Origin of the sequence: Nocardia otitidiscaviarum, assembly GCF_007362295.1 — a bacterium.
Taxonomy (GTDB): Bacteria; Actinomycetota; Actinomycetes; order Mycobacteriales; family Mycobacteriaceae; genus Nocardia; species Nocardia otitidiscaviarum.
This window is the reverse complement of sequence record NZ_CP041695.1, coordinates 4,068,859-4,088,720: the sequence shown is the minus strand read 5'-3', so window position 1 is coordinate 4,088,720 and position 19,862 is coordinate 4,068,859. Positions and strand designations below refer to the sequence as shown.

Here is a 19,862-nt window from a genome sequence, read left to right as displayed (position 1 = left end):
TGGCGGCCTAGCGTCGGTCCGGAGGTTCGGGCAGCGCGAGGGTCGCCACCCCCGTGGCCACCGCCACCACCGCGATGGCGGTGAACATGGTGACACTGCCCGACAGCGTGTGCGCGCGGAAGAACACCGCGCTCAGCAGCGCGAGCCCGAGCGCATTGCCGATCTGCTCGATGGTCGGCAGCAGACCCGAGGCCGAATCCAGCTGCCGCTGCGCCAGCCGGGCCAGCATGACCGGTTGCAGCGGTACACAGAACACGCCCACGCCCAAGCCCGCCAGCAGGACCGGGCCGATCACCAGCGGGACGGAGACCGCCCCGGCGGTCAGCCACAGGTAGACCGCACCGACCGCCACGCACACCCCGAAGCCGATGATCCCCGCCGCCAGCACGCGAACTCCCCAGCGCCGCACCAGCATCGGCGAGGCCAGCGCGCCCGCGCAGGCGCCCACCGCGAACGGCATCATCAGCACCCCGGTGCGCCACGGCGTGAACCGCAGCACTTCCTGCAGCGTGATCGACACCGCGAAGACGAAGGCCGTGAACAGGCCGAAGAACACGGTCACCAGTCCGGAACCCAGGCGGAAGCCGCGATCGGCGAACAGGTCGAAGCGCACCAGCGGATTCCCGCGTGCGGCCGCCCGCCGCTGCTGTAAGAGGAAGGCGGCCACACCGCCCACGGCCACCGCGATCAGCGCCAGCGGCGCGGGCCGCCACCCGTGCTGCTGGATATCGGTGAGCGCCCAGAGCAGTGCGAACAGGCTCGCGGTGGACAGCGCCGCCCCGACCGGGTCGAGCCGTTCGCGCCGCGGTGCGCGGCCCAGCCGCAGATAGCGCAGCGCCAGCGCGAAGGTGACGAGCCCCAGCGGCAGGTTGATCAGGAAGATGGCATGCCAGCCCAGTCCGAACGGATCGGCGGTGACCAGCGCCCCGCCCAGTATCGGCCCGATCATTCCGGCGGATCCGGCCACCGCGCCGTATACGGCGAAGACCTGCGGAAGCCGGGCCCGCGGGAAGCTGGCCGTGGCGATGGCGATGGTCTGGGCCGCCATCCCGGCCGCGGCGATGCCCTGCACCACCCGGGCCGCGACGAGTTCGGCCGCGCTGCCCGAGATTCCGCACCACACCGAGGCCGCCGTGAACGCCGCCGTGGCGGCGAGGAACAGCCTGCGCCGTCCCAGCAGCTCACCCAGTCGCGCGGCGGTGAGCAGGGTGCATGCGAAGGCCAGCGCGTACCCCGATACCACCAGCAGCTGCGCCCGCGGTGAGGCCGACAGGTCCGCGGTGATGCTGGGCAGGGCGGTGGTGACGATGGTGCCGTCGACCATCTGCATGAACACCGCGATCAGGCAGCCGGTGAAGGCCAGCCATGCCGCGGTGTCGCCGTCAGCCCGCTCGCCGATGGCGAATTTCTGGTAACCCTGCGGAGTGTCGATGGGGCCAGCATAGTGGCAGCCAGGTCTGTTATCTGTGCGCCGGAGTCGAATTGCGGGCAGGTAGCTGATTTTCGTGGTCCCGGGCTTCACAGGTTCGGGTGGTAGGGTCTCGCACCCGAATCAAGGTCAGGCGTGACCGGTGGCGGGAAGGGGCGGGGGCGCAGCGGTAACGCCTGCGTGGAGCGGGTCGGGTAGGAGGGTTCGGTTTCGTTGCGGGACAGCGCTTTCAGGGATTCCCAGGACCATGCCCGAACGCCGCGGCGGCCGGGTCGACATCGCAAACCCTCGCCCATCGGCGCGCTGAAGGGCCGGGCCGTGGTGGTGGCGGTGGCGCTCGGTGCGGCGGTCGCGGCCGCGCAGGCCGGTATGCAGGAGGCCGCCGCCCGCGAACGCCTCGACACCGGCGTGCACGCCCAGGAGATCGCCGGACTGCCGCCCGCCCAGCACACCGGCACCGATGCGCACTTCCCCGAAGTCCTGAACGACCCGCCGGTGGAAGACCTCTCGCAATTCCAGGCGATTCTGGAGCACGGGCGGCACTTCGCCGCCGACGCCGAAGCGCGGGCGACGGCGGGTCTGCGGCCGCTGTTCGTGAAATTCGCCGACGGCGTGTTCACCTCGGGCTTCGGGATGCGCTGGGGCGCACAGCACCTGGGCGTGGATGTGGCCGCGCCGATCGGAACGCCCATCTACGCCGTCGAGGACGGGGTGGTGATCAGCGCCGGACCCGCCTCCGGTTTCGGCATGTGGGTGCGGCTGCTGCACGACGACGGCACCATCACCGTCTACGGCCACGTCGATACGACCACCGTGTCGGTAGGACAGCCGGTGCTGGCCGGTGACCAGATCGCCACGGTCGGCAACCGCGGCTTCTCCACCGGACCGCACTGCCATTTCGAGGTGTGGCTCAACGGCTCCGACAAGGTGGACCCCCTGCCGTGGCTGGCCAGTCGCGGCATCTCCCTCGGACCCGAGCGCGACTGAGCCGCGTACCGGGCCGGGCCCGCATGGGTTAGGCTCGGACCCGTGTCCATTGCCGTCCGCCTCGCCCCCGGATGCCGCCCGCGCGGCTGCCGGGCGCCCGCGCGGCGGGTGCACGGACGGCGGGTGCGGTTCGTGATCGGCGCCGAGCCCGGCCAGGTCGACGGGATGCGATGGCTCGGCGCGCCGCGCATCGGACGGGGTATCTGAGGGCAGCGATCCGCTGCCCGGCCCCGTCGGCTCTCCCCATGTCATCGGGTGTGCTTTCGCCGTGCGCGGCGCGTTCTCGTGACCCTTCCGCCACGGACACCGGGACGCCGCTCCCGGCTCAGGAGCATGCCGATATGGACAGCCACTACTTCTTTCCGGCACCGCCGGACCAATTACCCGGCCCCACAGGGTATTTCGGTGCGTACGGAGGCATTTTCATTCCGGAGGCGCTGGTCGCCGCCGTCGACGAGGTCGCCGTCGAATACGACAAGGCCAAGGCCGACCCCGCCTTCGTCGACGAACTGGAGCGCCTGCTCGCCGACTACGCGGGACGACCAACGGCCCTCACCGAGGCGCGCCGATTCGCCGAATACGCGGGCGGGGCACGGATTTTCCTCAAACGCGAGGACCTCAACCACACCGGTTCGCACAAGGTGAACAATGTGCTCGGGCAGGCGCTGCTCGCGCGCCGCATGGGCAAGACCCGCGTCATCGCCGAGACCGGGGCCGGATCGCACGGGGTGGCCACCGCCACCGCCGGTGCGCTGTTCGGCCTCGACTGCACCGTCTACATGGGTGAGGTCGACATGCGACGGCAGGCGCTCAATGTGGCGCGGATGCGCATGCTGGGCGCGCGGGTGGTCCCGGTCGCCACCGGATCGCGCACCTTGAAGGACGCCATCAACGAGACCTTCCGGGACTGGGTCGCGAACGTCGACAGCACGCACTACATCTTCGGCACGGTCGCCGGGCCGCATCCCTTCCCCGCCATGATCCGCGACTTCCAGCGGGTGATCGGGGTGGAGGCGCGGCGTCAGCTGCTCCAGCGGACCGGACGGCTGCCCGACGCGGCCGTCGCGTGCGTGGGCGGCGGCTCCAACGCGATCGGGCTCTTCCATCCATTCCTCGCCGACGATGTGCGCCTGATCGGTTGTGAGGCAGCGGGTCACGGTGTCGATACCGGGCGACACGCGGCCACGCTGACGGTCGGCGAGCCGGGTGTGCTGCACGGCTCCCGCTCCTATGTGCTCCAGGATGACGAAGGGCAGATCGCCGAGGCGCATTCCATCTCCGCCGGACTCGACTATCCGGGCGTTGGCCCCGAACACGCGCACCTGCACGACAGTGGCCGTGTCGAATATCGCCCGATCACCGACGCCGCCGCCATGCACGCGTTCCGGCTGCTGTCGGCGACCGAGGGCATCATTCCGGCGATCGAGAGTGCGCACGGCCTCGCCGGAGCGCTCGAGGTGGGTCGGGAACTCGGTCCGGACAGGGTGCTGCTGGTGAACCTGTCCGGGCGCGGTGACAAGGACATGGACAGCGCCGCAAGTTATTTCGGCTTGCGCGAGGCGGGGGAGGAGGGGCGATGAGCGGGAACATCCAGCTGTTGACCGATACGCTCGCCCGGGCGAAACGGGAGCGCCGGGCCGCGCTCGTCACCTACCTGCCCGCCGGATTCCCGACCGTCGACGGTGGCATCGCCGCGATCACGGCGGCCTTGGACAGCGGGGCCGACATCATGGAAATCGGCCTGCCGCACAGTGTTCCGGTGCTGGACGGCCCGACCATCCAGACCGCCGCCGAGATCGCCCGGCGCGGCGGTACCCGCATCGGCGACGTATTGCGCACGGTGCGCGAGACCCATCGGGCCACCGGCAAACCCGTGCTGGTGATGTCCTACTGGAATCCGATCTCCCGCTATGGGATCGAGCGCTTCGCCGCCGAACTGGCCGCGGCGGGCGGTGCGGGCTGCGTGCTGCCCGACCTGCCCGTCCAGGAATCCGCCCGGTGGCGTGCCCACGCGGCCGCCCACGACCTCGCCACCGTCTTCATGGTCGCACCCAGCACCACCACCGAGCGGTTGCACGAGATCACGGCCGCGGGAACGGGTTTCGTCTACGCCGCCGCGCTCATGGGCGTCACCGGCTCCGGCGGGCCTCTCGGTGACACCGCCGCCGACCTGGTGCGCCGCATCAGAACCACCACCGACCTCCCCGTCTGCGTCGGCATCGGCATCACGAACGCCGCCCGCGCCACCGCGGTCGCGTCCTACGCCGACGGTGTGGTCGTCGGAGCCGCCCTGGTGCGCGCCGCCCTCGACGCGCCCGACGCGAGCGCCGGATGCGCGGCGGTCCGGGAGCTCGTGCGCGACCTCGCGGAGGGGGTGCGCGGTTGACCACATCGCCTCCGTGCACGGTGCCGCAACCGTGCGCGGAGGCGATGCCCCAGGACGTGCGTCCACCACCGGCCGGGCGGAGACGCGGCGGGCCGAGAAGCATGTGGCGGAGGCGTCGGTACAGCGCCGCGTGGGAGGTGGCACCGAGCGACGTGTGGGTGTGGTGGCGGTTGAGCGGTGTGTGGGTGTGGTGGCGATGCGGGTGACGTGTGGGTGTGGTGGCGGTCGAACGACGCGCGGGTGTGTACTTGCGGCGCGCGGGGGAGGTGGCGGCCAGGGCCGGGCGCAGGCGCGAGATGAGGATGAACGGGGCCACCGAGTTGCACAGCTGCACCTCGAGCAGTTCGGTGGCGTCGACCTCGCGAGGCGAGCGGCTTGTGGCGGCGGGGCGAGCGTGTGGGCGCGGTGGCGTGCCTCGCGACGAGTGCGGTCGGGAAACGATGCGGTCAGCGGCAGAGCAGTACCGGGCAGGCGGAGTGGTGCAGGAGGTCGCGGCTGGTCGATCCGAACAGGGCGGCGGCGGTGGTGGAGCGGGCTCGGGTGCCCAGGACCAGGAGTTGGGCGTTGTGGCTCAGTTCGGTGAGGGCGGGGCCGGGGACGGCGGGCAGGGCCAGTTCGGTGACCGGCACCTCGGGGTGGGTCAGGCGGGGTGCGGCCAGCGCCTGGGTCAGGACGGCGCGTTCGGCGGGGGCACGATCGGGTGCGGTCCCGAGCGGTGCGATGCGCTCGGGCGGCCAGCAGTGGACGGCGGTGAGCGGTACGTGGAAGGCGGCGGCCAGGTCGAAGCCGAGTGCGACGGCGGCGGCGCTGAGCGCGGTGCCGCCCACGCCCAGCGCGACCGGTTTGTTCCGTGGGATGGGGCGACCGGCGACGCCGCGCCAGATCGCGACGGGGCAGTGCGCGTGCCGGGCCACCGCCATGGTGGTCGAGCCGACCACATGGTCGTCCCAGGCGGTTTGCGCGCCCACCACCAGCATTCGCGCACCGCGACTGCGGTCGACCAGGACCCGGTGCGCGGTGTCCGCGCTGACCTCGGTGGTGATCGGCAGATCCGGATCGCAGCGGCGGACCAGGCGCAGCGCGTACTCGGCGGCGCCGCGCGCCTGCTCGGTACCGTTCGGGGATCCGTGTCGATGCGGACCCGCGGCGGCGATCACGAGCGGTGCGTCCAGCGCCTCGGCGAGGTAGGCCGCCCACCGCGCGGCATTGAGTGCGGTGCCGGAGCCGTCGACACCGACGACGATGCTTCCGGACTCGCCATGGGTATCCATCGGGCCTCGATTCCCGCTCGACCGGTTTGGGCGAACGCTGGTGCGGCACTACCAGGATGACCGTTGGGCTGCGGTCCGGCGTGATGCGTGAGACCTCGAAACAGGTGACCTTCGTCGATGCGGCGGGGACCGGATTCCACTGCCGCGCGGTATCGGCGGCGGCGCACACTCACCGCATCACGACCGCGATCGACGGTTGGGAGGAGTGAGGATGATTGTCACAGGCATCGCACTGGTCGCCGTCAGCGCACTCGTGGTGGCGTTCGGGTGGTGGAAATGGGTGGAACCCCGGTGGAGACGGTACTCGGGTGCCGACGATCGCCGCTCCACGACGCGAATCGCCCGCTCTCCGTTCTCCGACAATTCTTCGACGCTGGAGCAGGTCATGGAAATCCCCCCGGAACTCACCGCCGACTGGGCCGATCGCGGGCAGGTCTGGCCCGCCCTCAAGGTCGAGAACGCCCTCCTCGCCGAGCGTTTGGCCGGTCGCCTCGGCGCGGCGGACTACCGCCGCCGCCTCGCCGAACTGGCCTGGCGCTGCGAACCCGCCTCCGACGAACCCGCCTCCGACGACCGTCGCTAGCTCTCGCGGCGGATGTCCCGGTCACCGATGAGGCGACCGGGACATCCGTCTGCCGTCGCGCCCGCAGGCCCGCCGGTCGTGTTCCGCGACAATCCCATTACGTGGTTTCGCGCGCGCCCTGGTCGAGGCGGAACGGGGGATACTCGTCGCGCATGAGCGCCGCGTACGCCAGCACACGGTAGAACCAGCGGTTCACGCCCATGATGAAGTCGAACAGGCCGCGCGGGTAGCGGGCGGTGAACAGCAGGGCGATGGCGGCGATCAGGACGAGGACGCCGATGAGGGGGATGACGGTGGTGCCGTTGCCGTTCTCGGCGGCGGTGTCGCCCAGCGTGACGCCGCCGCCGTACAGGGCGGCGATCACCAGGTAGTGGGGGATGGCGAGCAGCCACCACTTCACCAGAACCAGTCCGCGAGAAAGGTTTTCGGGGTACTCGACCTCGAGTTCGGCCGGATAGCCGGTGGGGCGCAGGGTGAACGGGGGATAGCGGTCGGTGCCGAGGGCGGCGTAGGTGTAGAACTGGACGCGCCAGGACCAGCGCATGACGCCGACCGTGAAGTCGAACAGCGGGCGCGGATAGCGGCCGGTGAACAGGATGGCGAACCCTGCCACCACGGTGACCAGCCAGAACGCGATCCACAGGAACAGCAGAACGATGTAGTGCGGGATGGCCAGCAGCCATTTCACCAGCCACAGCCACCGGGAGAGCGGTTCGTCGAGGTCGCCGCGTAGGTGGACGGGATAGGTGGACGCACCGTCCGGGGGCGCGGCGGTGGGACGATCCGGCACGGTCTGTTCGGGATTCATCGGGACTTCTCCTTCATCGATGGCGGATGGGAAGATCGGGGGCTCACCGGTGCGCGGCCAGTTCGGCCAGCGGTCGGTCCTGGTGCAGGCGTGCGATGGCGTCGGCCAGCAGCGGGCCGACCGAGCACACGTCCAGCGGGGCGGCGCTATCGCGGTGCGCCACCGTGTCGGTGACCAGCACCCGGCGCAGGCCCAGGGCCCGCAGCCGTTCGGTGGCGGCGGGCAGCAGCGGGCCGTGCGTGGCGGCCACGACCACATCGCGGGCGTGATAGTGCAGGATGTGCAGCGACGCCTCGATGGTCGCGCCGGTGGCGATCATGTCGTCCACGATCACCGTGGGCCGACCCTCGATATCGCCGATGAGTTCCACGGCGCTGACCTCGGTGCCGCTCTGCCGGAACTTGCGCACGATGGCGACCGAGGTGCCGAGTGCGGCCGCGTACCGTTCGGCCAGCGGACCGGCCCCCAGATCCGGGGCGACGACGACCGTGCGGTCGGTGCGGCCCGCGGTGAGCCGCGACGCCAGCAGCGGTACCGCCGACAGCGTCTCGACCGGAATCGGGGACATGGCCTCCAGCGTCGGCGTATGCGGATCGACCACCACCAGCCGTTCCGCTCCCGCCTGGGCGATGGCCTCGCACACCAGCCGCGCGCCGAGCGACTCCCCGGTGTGGGTGCGCCGGTCCTGCCGCACGTAGCCGAGGTAGGGGACCACCGCCGTCACCCGCCGTGCCCGCGCCCGCCGACACGCGTCCAGCAACAGCAGCAGTTCCATGAGCGAGTCGTTGGCGGGCGGCGCGGTCGGCTGCACGACGTACACGTCGTGGCCGCCGACATGCTCCACCCGGGGCCGCAACTCCCCGTCGGGGAATCGCTCCACCGCCGATGCCTCGGAGGTGACGTCGAGAGCGTCGGCGATCGATTCGGCCAATCGCGGGTTGGCACTACCGGAAACAATGCGCAGCGAGGACATGGGTCCGCCTCCTAATCACCGGATGCGCGCCGGGTGCGTGGAGCCGCGCCCGTCGTCTCACTGTCCGTCCCGGCCGGTGCCGTGGAGCAGTGCCGATCGCCACCGGATGCGATGACCTAGGCCATGTGTGCGCGCCGCGGAAACTCGGAACCGGGTCCTGGCCGCAGTCCGCTTGATGGTGGCGCAGGTCACAGTTTGATAGCGGTTTGGGCAAAGCCTTTTCGCCGTCTTTGCTCAGTCTTTACGATTAGCGCGACCTTCGATCGGGCTGCGTTTCCAGCGGCCCACGATCGGTCGGCTCTACAGCTTCGCCCGCCCGCGCTCGATGCCAGTACATGTTGACCGATGAACCGGATCGGCCGAGCCGATTCGGCGAAGGAGAGATATGTCGACCGACACCGAACCAGCCGTCCGGACGTCGCTACCCGGTTTCGCCGCCGTACTCCGCCACGATGTGCCCGCTTCCCTCGTGGTGTTCCTGGTCTCCCTGCCGCTGTCCATCGGGATCGCCGTCGCCGCGGGCGCGCCGGTGGCCGCCGGACTCATCGCCGCCGTGGTGGGCGGCGTCGTCGCGGGCATGCTGGGCCGGTCGGCGTTGCAGGTGAGCGGGCCGACGGCGGCGCTCACCGTGGTGGTCGCCGAGTCGATCAACCAATTCGGTTGGGCGGCAACCTGTTTCATTACCATGCTGGCGGGGCTGCTGCAGATCGGCTTCGGGTTGAGCCGGATCGCGCGCGCCGCGCTGGCCATCGCGCCGGTGGTGGTGCACGCCATGCTGGCGGGCATCGGCGTGGTGATCGCACTCCAGCAGGTGCACGTACTACTCGGCGGCGGCTCGCTCAGCTCCTCCTGGGACAGCATCACCGGACTGCCGCACCAGCTGCGCACCGCCGACGGCGGCGACCTGTTCATCGGCGTGCTCGTGATCGCCATCCTGATCGGCTGGAAGTACATGCCCCGGCCGCTGCGTCCCGTCCCGGGTCCGCTGGTGGCGGTCCTGGTGGCCGTGCTGCTGGCCGCCGTGCTGCCGATCGACGTCGAGCGCATCGTGCTGAACGGCTCACTGCTCGACGAGATGCGCATACCCGAACTGCCGCAGGGCAATTGGACCGCCATCGCCTTCACCGCCGTGAGCGTCGCGCTCATCGCCAGCGTGGAGACCCTGCTCTCCGCGGTCGCCGTGGACCGCATGCGGCCCAACCATCGCACCGATCTGGACCGGGAACTGATCGGGCAGGGCGGCGCCAACATGGTGTCCGGACTCATCGGCGGCCTGCCCATCGCCGCCGTCATCGTCCGCAGCATCACCAATGTGAAAGCCGGTGCGCGCACCAAGGTTTCGACCATGCTGCACGGGCTGTGGATCCTGATCTTCTCGGTGCTGCTGGTCGGGGTGGTGCAGCAGATCCCCAAGGCGGCACTGGCCGGGCTGCTCATCGTGGTCGGCGTGCAGCTCATCAAGCTCGCGCACATCCGCCGCGCACAGCGCACCGGCGATCTGGTGGTCTACGCGGCCACCGTGGTGGGGGTGGTCTTCTGGAATCTGTTGCTGGGCATGGTCGTCGGCCTGGTGCTCGCCTTCGCGCTGCTGCTGGTGCGGGTGGTGCGGGTGAGCGTCACCGCCGCACCCGACGACGGCGGCCGGTGGCGGGTGGTGGTGGACGGCACCTGCACCTTCCTGGCGCTGCCCAAGCTCACCAGTGAGCTGGCCAAGGTGCCCGCCGGTGTGGGCGTGACGGTGGAATCGACCGTCGACTTCCTCGACCACGCCGCCTACGACGCCATCGAGGAATGGGCGAAGCAGCATCGAAGTGGCGGCGGCACCGTGGAATTCGTCGATATCGGAACGGTGCGGATGGCCGCCGCCGTGGACGGGCCGCCGGCGCGTGGCCAGTCCCGGCTGCTGCTGGACGAGGTGCTCGGCCCGTGGCGGCGCACCGCGGTGTCGGCCGATCCGATCGTCGCGGGCGTGGCCGCCTATCACCGGCGCAACGCGCACGTCATGCGCACGCACCTGGATGTGCTGCGCAACAGCCAGGAACCGGACTCGCTCTTCCTGGCCTGCGCGGATTCGCGGATCGTGCCGAATGTGATCACCAACAGTGGTCCGGGCGACCTGTTCACCGTGCGCAATGTCGGAAATCTGGTGCCCGCCGACGGCTGTGACGCGTCCATGGAGGCGGCGCTCATCTACGCGCTGGACAAACTCGACGTGCGCTCGGTGGTGGTGTGCGGACACTCCGGCTGCGGGGCCATGGAGGCGCTGTGTGCCGAATCGGTCACCGGCTCCGGGCTGGACGACTGGCTGGCGCACGCGCGGCCGAGCCTGCTGCGCTACCGACTCGGGCATCCGGTGGGCGCGGCCGCCGCGGCGGCGGGGTTCGGTCCGGTCGATCAGTTGGGGATGGTGAATGTGGCGGTGCAGCTCGAGACGCTGCACGCGCACCCGGTGGTGCGGCGCGGGGTGGAGGAGCGCGGCGTGGTCGTCTCGGGCTTGTTCTTCGATATCGCCACCGCGCGCGTGGTGGAGATCACGGTCGATGGGATCGCCGAGATCGACGACGTCGGACGTCGGGTTTCGGCACAGCCGGTGTGAGCGGGGCGGGCGTGGATACAGGGCGTTCACGCACCATTCCCATTGGTGGACAGTTTTTCTCAGGCTTTGCTAAGTCTTTACCCTTAGCCTTGCCTTCACTTCCCGGCGATCTTGTGGTCAACGTCGCCCGCAAACCGCTTTCCTCGATGCCCTTGTTCGACATCGTCCGGGTCACCTCGTCAGACCTGGTGAAGGAGAAGTATGTCCCTCGACACCGCCTCGCAGCAGAGCTCCGGTGAATCACGCTGGCAAACCCTGCTGCGCCACGATCTGCCCGCGTCACTCGTGGTATTCCTCGTCGCCCTACCCCTCTCGCTCGGCATCGCCGTCGCCTCCGACGCGCCCATCGCCGCCGGACTCATCGCCGCCGTGGTCGGCGGCGTGGTGGTGGGCCTGTTCGGTGGTTCCCCGCTACAGGTGAGCGGCCCGGCCGCGGGCCTGACCGTGGTGGTCGCCGAAACCATCAACCAATTCGGCTGGAAGACAGCCTGTTTCATCACCGCCGCGGCGGGCGTGCTGCAAATCCTGTTCGGCCTCAGCCGGATCGCCCGCGCTGCCCTCGCCATCGCGCCCGTGGTGGTGCACGCCATGCTCGCCGGAATCGGCATCACCATCGCCCTCCAGCAGGTGCACGTGCTGCTGGGCGGCTCGTCGCAGAGTTCGGCCCTGGCCAATATCACCGAACTCCCTACCCAGCTGCTCAACCTGCACGGCGTCGACGTCCTGATCGGCGGCGTGGTCATCGCCATCATGCTGGGCTGGAAGTACCTACCCGCCAAGATCCGCGTGGTGCCCGGACCGCTGGTGGCCGTGCTGGTCGGCACCCTGCTGTCGCTGGTGGTGCCCGCCGATGTGGAGCGCATCGCGCTGAGCGGCTCGCTGTTCGACGCCATCGGCCTGCCCGAGATGCCCAACGGGAACTGGGGTGCGGTGGTGCTCGCCGTGCTGACCATCGCGCTCATCGCGAGCGTGGAGAGTCTGCTGTGCGCGGTGGCCGTGGACAAGATGCACACCGGCCCGCGCACCAATTTCGACCGTGAACTCGTGGCCCAGGGCATGGCCAACACCACCTCCGGCCTGCTCGGCGGGCTGCCGGTGACCGGTGTGATCGTGCGCTCGGCCAGCAATGTGCAGGCCGGAGCGCGCACCCGGGCCTCGGCTCTGCTGCACGGCATCTGGGTGCTGGTCTTCTCGGTGGCCCTGGTCGGCGTCGTGGAGCAGATCCCCAAATCCGTGCTGGCGGGCCTGCTCATCGTGGTCGGCATCCAGCTCGTCAAACTCGCGCACATCCGACTCGCCAAGCGCACCGGTGACCTGCTGGTCTACCTCGTCACCGTCACGGGCGTGGTGTTCCTGAACCTGCTCGAGGGCGTGCTGATCGGTCTGGGCCTGGCCTTCGCACTGCTGCTGTGGCGCGTGGTGCGGGTCGTGGTGTCGGCCGAACACGTGGACGCCGACCGCTGGGTGGTCCGGGTCGAGGGCACCTGCACCTTCCTGGCGCTGCCCCGACTCTCCTCGGAGCTGGCCAAGGTGCCCGCCGGAGCCGACGTACTGCTGGAACTCAGCGTCGACTTCCTCGACCACGCCGCCTACGAAGCCATCCACGACTGGGCGCGCCAACACGAAAGCACCGGCGGCGCCGTGGAATTCGTGGAACTGGGCACCGTGGACATGTCCCGCGCCCTGGCCGGTCCGCCCGAACGCGGACATGCGCGCGGCCTGCTGAACGATGTGCTGCGGCCGTGGCGCGACACCGAAGGCAACCCCATCACCGCGGGCGTCGCCGCCTACCACCGTCGCAACGCCCACGTGGTGCGCCCGCACCTGGACGAGCTGCGCGACGGCCAGGCGCCGCATTCGCTCTTCCTCACCTGCGCCGACTCGCGCATCGTCCCGAACGTCATCACCAACACCGGTCCGGGTGACCTGTTCACCGTCCGCAATGTCGGCAACCTGGTGCCCGGCCACGGCCGCGACACCTCCCTGGAGGCCGCCCTCACCTTCGCCCTCCAGGAACTGCGCGTCGAACACCTGGTGGTGTGCGGTCACTCCGGCTGCGGTGCCATGAAGGCGCTGCGCGCGGGCGTACCCGACGGCCCCGGCCTCGGCGACTGGCTCCGCCACGCCCTGCCCAGCCTGGACCGCTACCGCCTCGGCCACCCCGTCGCCCGCGCGGCGGCGAACGCCGGTTTCGACGAGACCGACCAGCTGAGCATGGTGAATGTCGCGGTCCAGGTGGAAACCCTGCTCACCCACCCGGAAGTCCGCCGCGCCGTCCTCGAGCGCGGTATCACGGTGTCGGGCCTGTTCTTCGACATCGCCACCGCCCGCGTCCTCCAGGTCACCGCCGAGGACATCGCCGATATCGACGACCCTGAACTAGCGGAGCTAGCCGGGGTGTAGACGACAATCGCACAGCGGTCGCCAGGGCGCGGATTCGAACCGAATCCGCGCCCTCGGCGTGCGAGCCGCACCGCCATGAGTCCCGGAACAGCGGGCCCGGCGACGGTCGCGGGTCTCGGCACCGCGGATCAGGCGGTGGCCGCGAATCCCGCGACGGTTGCGAATCCCGCCACCGCGAACCCGACGGTGCCCGCGCATCCCGCCACGGCGAACTTGGCGGTGACGGCGAGTCCCGCTACCGCGAATCCGGTGACGGCCGCGATTCTTATCGTCCTCGCGAACCCAACCGCGCGCGAATAGCGCTGCCCCAGTACGGCCCCGGTTCTGCAATCACTCACCAGCAGCGAAACGCACGGCTAAATCCCTTGCCGCGCAAGGTATCCGCCGTGACCTGAGCGGCTTTACGTTCGCGCGGCATTCGCCTCGTGGAGACAGCTTCCCCACGGCCGTTCGAATCGACACCGTGCGGGTTCGGTGAGGGGCAGGCGGTGGTCTCACGGCACGGCCGCGCCGTTCCGTGGTGCGGAGTCGAGTGTCCTCATCTCGTGTGCCGGACCCGTGAGGGGGTCGGCGCGCGAGGTGTCCTTCAGGTCGACGCCGGAGCGGCCGAGGCGGTGGGCTCCGGCGACTAGGCCGGCGACCACGCGGGCCGCTTGTTCGTAGCCGAGGCCCTCCGGGGGGTGGATGTTGGAGACGCAGTTGCGGTCGGCGTCGGTGCGGCCCGGGCGGGGGTGGTGGGTGAGGTATATGCCGAGGCTGTCGGCTACCGAGAGGCCGGGGCGTTCACCGATGAGGACGATCAGGGTGCGGACACCCTGGGCCGAGGCGATGTGGTCGCCGAGGGCCACGCGGGCCTGGGTGGCGATGACCGGTGGGGCGAGCGAATAGTGTTCGGCGAGTTCGGAAGCCAGGGCGGCCAGCAGGGGAGCGCCGTGGTCCATGAGGGCGCGGGGAGACAGGCCGTCGGCGAGGACGAAGCCGATATCGGCATCGCTGTGCGGGACGGGGGTCAGGTCGTGCGGAAGCCGGCCCAGGTCGGGGCGGCGCAGGTACTCGGGGCGGTCGGCGGCGCGACTGCGCACCACGGCCGGGGTGCCGAGGCCGACCGCTTCGATGTGGGGCACCAGGGCCGAAATATCCATGGGCAGGTGGACCGCGTCGCGAGCCGCGGCATGGGCCGCCCGGAATTCCAGCACGCGGGCGGTCGGCAGCGCGTCACCCGCGCGGCCGAGACCGATTCGGGACTGAGTCGCCGAGCGCAAGGTGTTCCAGAAGTCCTGCGCCCCTTGTGTATTGCTCGTCGATTGTGCGGTGCCCACCGTGCGCTCGGTGGCTGCTGTGAGTTCGGTTCCTGCCGCGTGCTTGGTGTCAGCTGTGCGTTCGGTGCCGACCGCGTGCTCGGTGCCGACCGCGTGCTCGGTGCTCGCCGTGCGTTCGATGTTTGCCGTGTGCTCGACGTTGGCCGTGTGTTCGACGCTCATAGTGCTCCCGTGAGGGCGCGCAGTGGGGAGGCGGTGATCTCCACCGGCAGCACCCGACCGGAGTCGTCGGCCATGCCGAGCTCCCGCAACCACGTCTCGAATTCCGGTGCGGCGCGCAACCCCAGCACTCGGCGGGCGTACAGCGCGTCGTGGAAGCTGAGACTCTGATAGCCGAGCATGACGTCGTCGGCCCCGGGCACTGCGATGACGAAGGCCGCACCGGCCGCGCCGAGCAGGGTGAGCAGGGTGTCCATATCGTCCTGGTCGGCCTCGGCGTGGTTGGTGTAGCAGACGTCCACGCCCATGGGCAGGCCCAGCAGTTTGCCGCAGAAGTGGTCCTCGAGTCCGGCGCGGATGATCTGCTTGCCGTCGTAGAGGTATTCGGGACCGATGAACCCGACCACCGTATTCACCAGCAGCGGCCGCAGTTCCCGCGCCACCGCGTAGGCCCGCGTCTCCAGGGTCTGCTGGTCCACCGGCTTCCCGCCGGTGCCGAGGTGCGCGCCCGCCGACAGCGCCGAGCCCTGCCCGGTCTCCAGGTACATGACATTGTCGCCGACCGTCCCGCGCCGCAGCGACCGTGCCGCCTCCTCGGCCTCCCGCAACAGCGAGATGTTCACGCCGAACCCGGAATTCGCGCCCTCGGTGCCCGCGATGGACTGGAACACCAGATCCACCGGCACACCCTGCTCGATCAATTCGATGGTCGTGGTGACATGGGACAGCACACACGACTGGGTGGGGATGGCGAACCGCTGCCGGATGTCGTCGAGCAGGTAGAGCAGTTCGGCCGTGGCGTGCGGCGAGTCGGTGGCCGGGTTGATGCCGATCACCGCGTCCCCGCAGCCGAGCAGAAGCCCGTCCAGCGTCGCGGCGGCGATCCCGCGCACGTCATCGGTGGGATGGTTGGGTTGCAGCCGGGTGCTCAGCCGCCCCGGCAGCCCGATGGTGGTGCGGAAGGCCGCCGTCACCTCGATGGCGCGGGCGACCGCGATGAGGTCCTGATTGCGCATGAGCTTGCTGACCGCCGCCACCATCTCCGGCGTGAGCCCGGGGGAGATCGCCGCCAGGCGCGCGGCGGCGTCCGGGCGTGCGGCGGTCTCCAACAGCCAGTCCCGCAGCCCGCCCACGGTGAGATGCGAGATCGCTTGGAAGGCAAGCCGATCGTGGCTGTCGATGATCAGCCGGGTGACCTCGTCGGTCTCGTAGGGCACCAGCGGTTCGAGTAGGAACCGCTCCAACGGCACCTCGGCGAGCGCCCACTGCGCGGCGGCCCGCTCGGCATCGGATTCCGCCGCGCACCCGGCCAATTCGTCGCCTCCGCGGCGCGGCGTCGCCTTGGCCATCAGCTCGACCAGTCCGTCGAAGCTGTAGCCGACACCGCGAATTCGCTGGTGGTAGCGCGTCACCGCAATTCCTCCTCGGCCTCGGCCAGGGCCGCGAACTCCTCATCGGGTGAGTTGGCGACCAGGTGATGGCGGCTGTAGAGCCCGAAGTAGGCCATGAAGCCCGCGAAGGCGACCAGGGTCCAGGCCGCCGCGGTACGGTCGACCAGGAAGGTGGCGATCACCGCGGCACAGGCGACGACCAGGGCGAATCCGGTGGTCACCACGCCGCCCGGGGTGCGATACGGCCGCCGCATACCCGGCTCGCGCACCCGCAGCACGATATGGCTCACCATCATGAGCACGTAGCTGACCGCCGCCCCGAAGACGGCCATGTTCAACAGCATCGCGCCTTCGCCGGTCAGCGACAGCCCGAAGCCGATCACGCCGGGCACGATGAGCGCGAGCATCGGCGCTTTGCGGGAGTTGGTGACCGACAGGCTGGTCGGCAGGTATCCGGCCCGTGACAGCGCGAAGGTCTGCCGGGAGTAGGCGTAGACGATGGAGAAGAAGCTGGCCACCAGTCCGGCCAGGCCGATGTAGTTGACCACCCGCGCCGTCGAGGAATCGCCGAGCGCCTCGACGAGCGGATTGCCCGAGGCCGACAGTGCGTCCGCCCCCTGGGCTCCGGTGGCCAGGAACAGCACCGACGCGCCGGTGACGATGAGCACCAGCATGCTGATGATGATGCCCTTGGGCACGTTCTTCTCCGGCTCGCGCGCCTCCTCCGCGGCGAGCGGCACACCCTCCACCGCCAGGAAGAACCAGATGGCGAACGGCACCGCCGCCCAGATGCCGAAGTACCCGAACGGCAGGAACGACGAACTGCCCACGGCGTCCGGATCGGCTGGGATATCGGTCAGATTGGCGGTGTCGAACATGCCCCACGCCGACACCGCGAACACCAGCAGACCGACCAGCGCGATGGCGGTGATGACGAACATGGCCTTGAGCGCCTCACCCGCCCCGGTCAGGTGGATGCCGATGAACAGCGCGTACACCGCGAGATACACCCACCAGCCGTCGGTGATCCCGAACAGGTTGAGCGACTCCACGTACGCGCCGATGAAGGTGGCGATGGCCGCGGGCGCGATGGCGTATTCGATGAGAATGGCTGTGCCGGTGGCGAATCCGCCCCACGGCCCGAGCGCCCGGCGGGCGAAGGTGTAGCCGCCGCCCGCCGCGGGCAGGGCCGAGGACAGTTCCGCCATACCGAGCACCATGGCCAGGTACATGCCCGCGATCACCACGGTCGCGATGAGCAATCCGCCGAATCCGCCCTGGGCCAGACCGTTGTTCCACCCGGCGTAGTCGCCGGAGATCACATAGCTGACGCCGAGGCCCGCGAGCAGCACCCAGCCGGCGCTCCCGGATTTCAGGGAGCGCTTGGCGAGATAGGCGCTGTCCTCGAGATGAGTCTCCACATGCCGGTGATGGTGGGGCTCATTGGTGGGGATCGCCATCGCGACCTCCTTCATGCTGAACGAAACACAATGATTTCTAGACTGTTCCGCGACCGGGAACAGGGCAGGCGTCGGCCGCCTCGGCGACCACCTGCGGTTGGGTGGGAGTGGGCGGGCGTTCGCCACGGTCCCAGCCCGCGCCGGTCACCGGCGCGGAATCGGCCAGGGCGGCCAGTTCGTCGGTATCGAAAACCCGTCCACGACTGAGGAATCGGAAGCCCTCCGGCGATTCGAGGCTGAAACCCGAACCGCGCCCGGGCACCACGTCGAGGACGAGTTGGGTGTGCTGCCAGGCGGCGAACTGCGGACCCGAAATCCACACGGCGGCGGTGTCTTCCGGCTCGGGCGCGGTGGTCGGCAGCTCGTCCACGCCGAGCCGCAGGTCGAGCAGTCCGAGCAGCACATCGTGATCGCCGACCACGAATTCGCCCGCCGGATAACACATCGGAGCCGAGCCGTCGCAGCACCCGCCGGACTGGTGCAGCATGAGCGGGCCGTGCCGCCCGCGGAGGCGACGGAGCAGATCCATCGCCGCCGCGGTGGCGCGCACCCGTGCGGGGCGCGCGGACATCAGAAGAAGCCCTGGGCCTTCGGCGCGTAGCTCACCAGCAGGTTCTTGGTCTGCTGGTAGTGCTCGAGCATCATGTGGTGGTTCTCGCGGCCGATACCGGACTGCTTGTAGCCGCCGAACGCCGCGTGCGCCGGGTACTGGTGGTAGGTGTTGGTCCACACCCGCCCGGCCTGGATGTCGCGTCCGGCCCGGTAGGCCACGCCGCCGTCGCGGGACCACACGCCCGCGCCGAGCCCGTACAGGGTGTCGTTCGCGGTCTTGATGGCATCGTCGTAGTCCGCGAACCGGGTCACCGATACCACCGGACCGAAGATCTCCTCCTGGAAGATGCGCATGGCGTTGTCGCCCGCGAACACGGTCGGCTGCACGTAGTAGCCGCCGGACAGATCGCCGCCGAGGTCGGCGCGCTCGCCGCCGGTGAGCAGGGTCGCGCCCTCGCCCTTGCCGATCTCGATGTAGGACAGGATCTTCTCCAGCTGGTCGTTGCTGGCCTGCGCGCCGATCATGGTGTCGGTGTCGAGCGGATCGCCCTGACGCACCGCCTTGGTGCGCACCACCGCGGCGGCCAGGAACTCGTCGTAGATATCGGACTGGATGAGCGCGCGCGACGGACAGGTGCAGACCTCGCCCTGGTTCAGCGCGAACATGGTGAAGCCCTCCAGGGCCTTGTCCTGGAAGTCGTCGTTGGCGGCGAGTACGTCGGAGAAGAAGATGTTCGGGCTCTTGCCGCCGAGTTCGAGGGTGACCGGGATCAGGTTCTGCGAGGCGTACTGCATGATCAGTCGGCCGGTGGTGGTCTCACCGGTGAAGGCGATCTTCTTGATGCGCGGGCTGGATGCGAGAGGCTTGCCCGCCTCCACGCCGAAGCCGTTGACGATATTGACCACGCCGGGCGGCAGCAGATCGCCGATGACGCTGATCAGGAACATGATCGAGGCGGGGGTCTGCTCGGCGGGCTTGAGCACCACCGCATTGCCCGCGGCCAGGGCGGGGGCGAGCTTCCAGGTGGCCATGAGGATGGGGAAGTTCCACGGAATGATCTGACCGACCACGCCGAGCGGTTCGTGGAAGTGATAGGCCACGGTGTCGGCGTCGATCTCCGACAGCGAACCCTCCTGGGCGCGAATGGCTCCGGCGAAGTACCGGAAGTGGTCGATGGCCAGCGGGATGTCGGCATTGAGGGTTTCCCGGATGGGTTTGCCGTTGTCCCAGCTCTCGGCGAGCGCGATGGCCTCGAGGTTCTCCTCGATCCGGTCGGCGATCTTGTTGAGCAGGACCGCGCGTTCGGCCGCGGAGGTCTTGCCCCAGGCGGGGGCGGCGGCGTGGGCGGCGTCGAGGGCGAGTTCGATATCCTCGGCGGTGCCGCGGGCCACCTCGCAGAAGGTCTGGCCCGTCACGGGGGTGGGGTTCTCGAAGTACTGGCCCTTGACGGGGGCCACCCATTCGCCGCCGATCCAGTTGTCGTAGCGAGCCTGGAACGACATGGCGGCATCGGGGGTGCCGGGGCGGGCGAAGACGGTCATCGA

Annotated in this window: 16 protein-coding genes and 1 pseudogene; 8 read left to right on the top strand and 9 right to left on the bottom strand. The window is 69.8% G+C overall.

Features of this window, described 5'->3' with window-relative positions; all coding sequences use genetic code 11:
- Positions 1 to 7 precede the first annotated feature (7 nt).
- Complete coding sequence (locus tag FOH10_RS18135) at positions 8 to 1,522, bottom strand: MFS transporter (RefSeq protein ID WP_244961263.1); 1,515 nt, start codon at positions 1,520 to 1,522, stop codon at positions 8 to 10.
- A gap of 171 nt (positions 1,523 to 1,693) precedes the next feature.
- Between FOH10_RS18135 and FOH10_RS18130 the strand changes: the two are divergent.
- The 4 genes and pseudogenes from FOH10_RS18130 to trpA all read left to right on the top strand — a co-directional run.
- Positions 1,694 to 2,416 (top strand): annotated as a pseudogene (locus FOH10_RS18130) (M23 family metallopeptidase); the annotation flags it as partial.
- A 42-nt stretch (positions 2,417 to 2,458) separates the two neighbouring features.
- Positions 2,459 to 2,623, top strand: a complete 165-nt coding sequence (gene trpM / locus FOH10_RS34865) for a tryptophan biosynthesis modulator TrpM (protein ID WP_186000522.1) — start codon at positions 2,459 to 2,461, stop codon at positions 2,621 to 2,623.
- A 134-nt stretch (positions 2,624 to 2,757) separates the two neighbouring features.
- Complete coding sequence (trpB, locus tag FOH10_RS18125; protein ID WP_143981632.1) at positions 2,758 to 3,996, top strand: tryptophan synthase subunit beta; 1,239 nt, start codon at positions 2,758 to 2,760, stop codon at positions 3,994 to 3,996.
- A complete protein-coding gene (gene trpA, locus FOH10_RS18120) occupies positions 3,993 to 4,802 on the top strand; it encodes a tryptophan synthase subunit alpha (RefSeq protein ID WP_143981631.1) in 810 nt (269 codons plus the stop codon). The genes trpB and trpA overlap by 4 nt, the downstream gene beginning before the upstream one ends.
- Positions 4,803 to 5,248: 446 nt before the next feature.
- On the opposite strand, the gene FOH10_RS18115 is transcribed toward trpA, so the two are convergent.
- The gene (locus FOH10_RS18115; protein ID WP_143981630.1) at positions 5,249 to 6,073 is read right to left on the bottom strand and encodes a universal stress protein; all 825 of its coding nucleotides are present in this window, start codon (positions 6,071 to 6,073) and stop codon (positions 5,249 to 5,251) included.
- Between the two features lie 83 nt (positions 6,074 to 6,156).
- Between FOH10_RS18115 and FOH10_RS36060 the strand changes: the two genes are divergently transcribed.
- Together FOH10_RS36060 and FOH10_RS18110 are read left to right on the top strand one after the other, a co-directional pair.
- Positions 6,157 to 6,282 (top strand): hypothetical protein, encoded by a 126-nt coding sequence (locus FOH10_RS36060; RefSeq protein WP_255056037.1) that lies wholly within the window; start codon positions 6,157 to 6,159, stop codon positions 6,280 to 6,282.
- Positions 6,283 to 6,284: 2 nt separating this feature from the next.
- A complete protein-coding gene (locus FOH10_RS18110; protein ID WP_039815371.1) occupies positions 6,285 to 6,656 on the top strand; it encodes a hypothetical protein in 372 nt (123 codons plus the stop codon).
- A 97-nt stretch (positions 6,657 to 6,753) separates the two neighbouring features.
- Here the strand turns inward: FOH10_RS18110 and FOH10_RS18105 are convergent, their stop codons facing one another.
- Positions 6,754 to 7,464, bottom strand: coding sequence for a DUF4389 domain-containing protein (locus FOH10_RS18105; RefSeq protein ID WP_081592556.1), 711 nt, complete (start codon positions 7,462 to 7,464; stop codon positions 6,754 to 6,756).
- Positions 7,465 to 7,507: 43 nt separating this feature from the next.
- Positions 7,508 to 8,437 (bottom strand): ribose-phosphate diphosphokinase, encoded by a 930-nt coding sequence (locus FOH10_RS18100; protein WP_186000521.1) that lies wholly within the window; start codon positions 8,435 to 8,437, stop codon positions 7,508 to 7,510.
- 385 nt (positions 8,438 to 8,822) lie between these two features.
- Here FOH10_RS18100 and FOH10_RS18095 point away from each other — a divergent pair, with 385 nt between their 5' ends.
- Together FOH10_RS18095 and FOH10_RS18090 are read left to right on the top strand one after the other, a co-directional pair.
- Positions 8,823 to 11,033, top strand: a complete 2,211-nt coding sequence (locus FOH10_RS18095; RefSeq protein ID WP_143981629.1) for a SulP family inorganic anion transporter — start codon at positions 8,823 to 8,825, stop codon at positions 11,031 to 11,033.
- Positions 11,034 to 11,234: 201 nt separating this feature from the next.
- Complete coding sequence (locus tag FOH10_RS18090) at positions 11,235 to 13,436, top strand: SulP family inorganic anion transporter (RefSeq protein WP_143981628.1); 2,202 nt, start codon at positions 11,235 to 11,237, stop codon at positions 13,434 to 13,436.
- Positions 13,437 to 13,930: 494 nt separating this feature from the next.
- Here FOH10_RS18090 and eutC read toward each other — a convergent pair whose 3' ends face one another.
- The 5 genes from eutC to adh all read right to left on the bottom strand — a co-directional run bounded on the left by eutC (position 13,931) and on the right by adh (position 19,859).
- Complete coding sequence (gene eutC, locus FOH10_RS18085) at positions 13,931 to 14,755, bottom strand: ethanolamine ammonia-lyase subunit EutC (RefSeq protein ID WP_425326162.1); 825 nt, start codon at positions 14,753 to 14,755, stop codon at positions 13,931 to 13,933.
- A 158-nt stretch (positions 14,756 to 14,913) separates the two neighbouring features.
- Positions 14,914 to 16,263 (bottom strand): ethanolamine ammonia-lyase subunit EutB, encoded by a 1,350-nt coding sequence (locus FOH10_RS18080; protein ID WP_425326161.1) that lies wholly within the window; start codon positions 16,261 to 16,263, stop codon positions 14,914 to 14,916.
- Between the two features lie 59 nt (positions 16,264 to 16,322).
- Positions 16,323 to 17,765 (bottom strand): ethanolamine permease, encoded by a 1,443-nt coding sequence (gene eat / locus FOH10_RS18075; RefSeq protein WP_244961262.1) that lies wholly within the window; start codon positions 17,763 to 17,765, stop codon positions 16,323 to 16,325.
- A gap of 37 nt (positions 17,766 to 17,802) precedes the next feature.
- On the bottom strand, positions 17,803 to 18,336 hold the full coding sequence (locus tag FOH10_RS18070) for a DUF779 domain-containing protein (RefSeq protein ID WP_143981624.1): 534 nt from the start codon (positions 18,334 to 18,336) through the stop codon (positions 17,803 to 17,805).
- Positions 18,336 to 19,859 (bottom strand): aldehyde dehydrogenase, encoded by a 1,524-nt coding sequence (gene adh, locus FOH10_RS18065; RefSeq protein ID WP_143981623.1) that lies wholly within the window; start codon positions 19,857 to 19,859, stop codon positions 18,336 to 18,338. The genes FOH10_RS18070 and adh overlap by 1 nt, the downstream gene beginning before the upstream one ends.
- Positions 19,860 to 19,862 lie beyond the last annotated feature (3 nt).

Bases quoted from the DNA above. Each gene is read 5' to 3' on its own strand.
- FOH10_RS18115 (WP_143981630.1), bottom strand. From the start codon at position 6,073: ATGGATACCCATGGCGAGTCCGGAAGCATCGTCGTCGGTGTCGACGGC.
- FOH10_RS18070 (WP_143981624.1), bottom strand. From the start codon at position 18,336: ATGTCCGCGCGCCCCGCACGGGTGCGCGCCACCGCGGCGGCGATGGAT.
- trpA (WP_143981631.1), top strand. From the start codon at position 3,993: ATGAGCGGGAACATCCAGCTGTTGACCGATACGCTCGCCCGGGCGAAA.
- FOH10_RS18110 (WP_039815371.1), top strand. From the start codon at position 6,285: ATGATTGTCACAGGCATCGCACTGGTCGCCGTCAGCGCACTCGTGGTG.
- eat (WP_244961262.1), bottom strand. From the start codon at position 17,765: ATGGCGATCCCCACCAATGAGCCCCACCATCACCGGCATGTGGAGACT.
- adh (WP_143981623.1), bottom strand. From the start codon at position 19,859: ATGACCGTCTTCGCCCGCCCCGGCACCCCCGATGCCGCCATGTCGTTC.
- FOH10_RS18095 (WP_143981629.1), top strand. From the start codon at position 8,823: ATGTCGACCGACACCGAACCAGCCGTCCGGACGTCGCTACCCGGTTTC.
- trpB (WP_143981632.1), top strand. From the start codon at position 2,758: ATGGACAGCCACTACTTCTTTCCGGCACCGCCGGACCAATTACCCGGC.
- FOH10_RS18100 (WP_186000521.1), bottom strand. From the start codon at position 8,437: ATGTCCTCGCTGCGCATTGTTTCCGGTAGTGCCAACCCGCGATTGGCC.
- FOH10_RS18090 (WP_143981628.1), top strand. From the start codon at position 11,235: ATGTCCCTCGACACCGCCTCGCAGCAGAGCTCCGGTGAATCACGCTGG.
- FOH10_RS18105 (WP_081592556.1), bottom strand. From the start codon at position 7,464: ATGAATCCCGAACAGACCGTGCCGGATCGTCCCACCGCCGCGCCCCCG.
- FOH10_RS36060 (WP_255056037.1), top strand. From the start codon at position 6,157: ATGCGTGAGACCTCGAAACAGGTGACCTTCGTCGATGCGGCGGGGACC.
- FOH10_RS18080 (WP_425326161.1), bottom strand. From the start codon at position 16,263: ATGGCCAAGGCGACGCCGCGCCGCGGAGGCGACGAATTGGCCGGGTGC.